Source organism: Aquabacterium sp. (assembly GCF_036273115.1).
Taxonomy (GTDB): domain Bacteria; phylum Pseudomonadota; class Gammaproteobacteria; order Burkholderiales; family Burkholderiaceae_C; genus Aquabacterium.
In genome coordinates, this window is record NZ_DASUIN010000005.1 from 1 (window position 1) to 2,486 (window position 2,486).

At 61.1% G+C, this 2,486-nt stretch carries 2 protein-coding genes and 1 pseudogene; all 3 read right to left on the reverse strand.

The genetic code is table 11. The features are described from left to right. A pseudogene (locus tag VFW72_RS03295) lies at positions 1 to 133 on the reverse strand (ketol-acid reductoisomerase); the annotation flags it as partial. 60 nt (positions 134 to 193) lie between these two features. Next, positions 194 to 685, reverse strand: coding sequence for an acetolactate synthase small subunit (gene ilvN / locus VFW72_RS03300; RefSeq protein WP_329672846.1), 492 nt, complete (start codon positions 683 to 685; stop codon positions 194 to 196). A 141-nt stretch (positions 686 to 826) separates the two neighbouring features. Further along, positions 827 to 2,485 (reverse strand): acetolactate synthase 3 catalytic subunit, encoded by a 1,659-nt coding sequence (locus tag VFW72_RS03305; RefSeq protein WP_329672847.1) that lies wholly within the window; start codon positions 2,483 to 2,485, stop codon positions 827 to 829. Between the last annotated feature and the right edge of the window lies 1 nt (position 2,486).

Sequence of the window (2,486 nt, forward strand, 5' to 3'; positions counted from 1 at the left end):
CGACCACGACCTTGACGCCGCTGTCGTTGAGGTTTTGTGCGTGGGCGTGGCCTTGCGAGCCGTAGCCAATGATGGCCACGGTCTTGCCTTTGATCAGGCTCAGGTCACAGTCTTTGTCGTAGAAAACTTTCATGGGGTTGCTCCGGTTGAAATTGTGAAAAACCAGCAATGGTAGCGGGTGATGATGGGGTGGTCAGACGCGCAGGATGCGTTCGCCACGGCCGATGCCACTGGCGCCCGTGCGCACGGTCTCCAGGATCGCGCTGCGGTCGATGGCTTGCAGGAAGGCGTCGTTCTTGGCCTGGTCGCCGGTGAGTTCGATGGTGTAGCTCTTTTCGGTCACGTCGATGATGCGGCCACGGAAGATGTCGGCCATGCGCTTCATCTCCTCGCGCTCTTTGCCCACCGCGCGCACCTTGACCATCATGAGCTCGCGCTCGGTGTACGAGCCCTCGGTCAGATCGACCACCTTAACCACTTCGATGAGGCGGTTGAGGTGTTTGGTGATCTGCTCGATGACGTCGTCGGACCCTGTGGTCTGGATGGTCATGCGCGACAGGGACGGGTCTTCCGTCGGTGCCACGGTCAGCGACTCGATGTTGTAACCACGGGCCGAGAACAGGCCCACCACGCGGGACAGGGCGCCCGCTTCGTTCTCGATGAGAACGGCAATGATGTGTTTCATGTGTTGATTCCTCTTTTCTGCGCCCTCCCCCGCTGCCGGTAAGCAGCGAGCTTGGCGACAAATAGATTCGTCTGAGGGTGGTTCAGCGCCAGGCGTTGAGCGTGGATTGAAGCTCAACGCATACGCCTGGCACTCAACCGCTTAAAGGTCTTCGGACCCCAGCAGCATCTCGGTGATGCCTTTGCCGGCCTGAACCATGGGGAAAACGTTCTCGGTCGGATCGGTGCGGAAGTCGATGAACACCGTGCGATCCTTCAGGCGGCGCGCCTCGCGCAACGCACCTTCCACGTCTTCGGGGCGCTCGATCAGCAGACCAACGTGGCCATAGGCCTCGGCCAACTTCACGAAGTTTGGCAGCGCGTCCATGTAGCTGTGGCTGTAGCGGCCGGAGTACTCAATCTCCTGCCACTGACGCACCATGCCCAGGTAACGGTTGTTGAGCGACAGCACCTTGATGGGGGTGTTGTACTGCAGGCAGGTGGACAGTTCCTGGATGCACATCTGCACCGAGCCTTCACCCGTGACGCAGAAGACTTCGCTTTCGGGCTTGGCCAGCTTGATGCCCATGGCGTACGGGATGCCCACGCCCATGGTGCCCAGGCCACCGGAGTTGATCCAGCGACGCGGTTCGTTGAACTTGTAGTACTGCGCCGCCCACATCTGGTGCTGGCCAACGTCGGACGTGATGTAGGCATCGGCGTCCTTGGTCATGTTCCAAAGGGTCTCGATGACCATCTGCGGCTTGATCACGTCCTTGTTGCCGCGGTCGTACTTCATGCAGTCGCGGGCGCGCCAGCCTTCGATGGTGTCCCACCAGGCCGACAAGGCTTTCTCGTCCGGTCGGGTGGTGCTCTCGCGCACCATGTTGATCAGCTCGGTCAACACGTCTTTCACGTCGCCAACGATGGGCACGTCCACCTTGACGCGCTTGGAAATGCTGGACGGGTCGATGTCAATGTGGATGATCTTGCGATCGACCGATGCGAAGTGTTTGGGGTTGCCAATCACGCGGTCGTCAAAACGGGCGCCCACGGCCAGCAGCACGTCGCAGTTTTGCATCGCGTTGTTGGCTTCGATGGTGCCGTGCATGCCGAGCATGCCGAGGAATTTTTTCTCGGTGGCGGGGTAGGCACCCAAACCCATCAGGGTGTTGGTGACTGGATAACCCAGCATATCCACCAGGGTGCGCAACTCTTGCACCGCGTTGCCCAGCAGCACGCCACCGCCGGTGTAGATGTAGGGGCGCTTGGCATTGAGCAGCAGCTGCAGCGCCTTGCGAATTTGCCCACCGTGGCCCTTGCGCACCGGGTTGTAGGAGCGCATTTCCACCTTCTCGGGGTAGCCGTGGTAGGGCACCTTGTTGAAGGACACATCCTTGGGGATGTCCACCACCACCGGGCCGGGGCGGCCGCTGCGGGCGATATGGAACGCCTTTTTCATCACCATGGCCATGTCACGCGCGTCCTTCACCAGGAAGTTGTGCTTGACGATGGGGCGGGTGATGCCGACGGTGTCGCACTCCTGAAACGCATCCAGGCCAATCGCGGCGGTCGGAACCTGGCCGCTGATGATGACCATGGGAATGCTGTCCATGTAGGCCGTGGCAATGCCGGTGACCGCGTTGGTCAGGCCAGGGCCGGACGTGACCAGCGCCACACCTACATCGCCGGTGGCGCGGGCATAGCCGTCGGCAGCGTGCACTGCCGCCTGTTCGTGGCGCACCAGCACATGCTGAATGGTGTCTTGTTTGTAGAACGCGTCGTAGATGTGCAGCACCGCACCACCGGGGTAGCCCCAGATG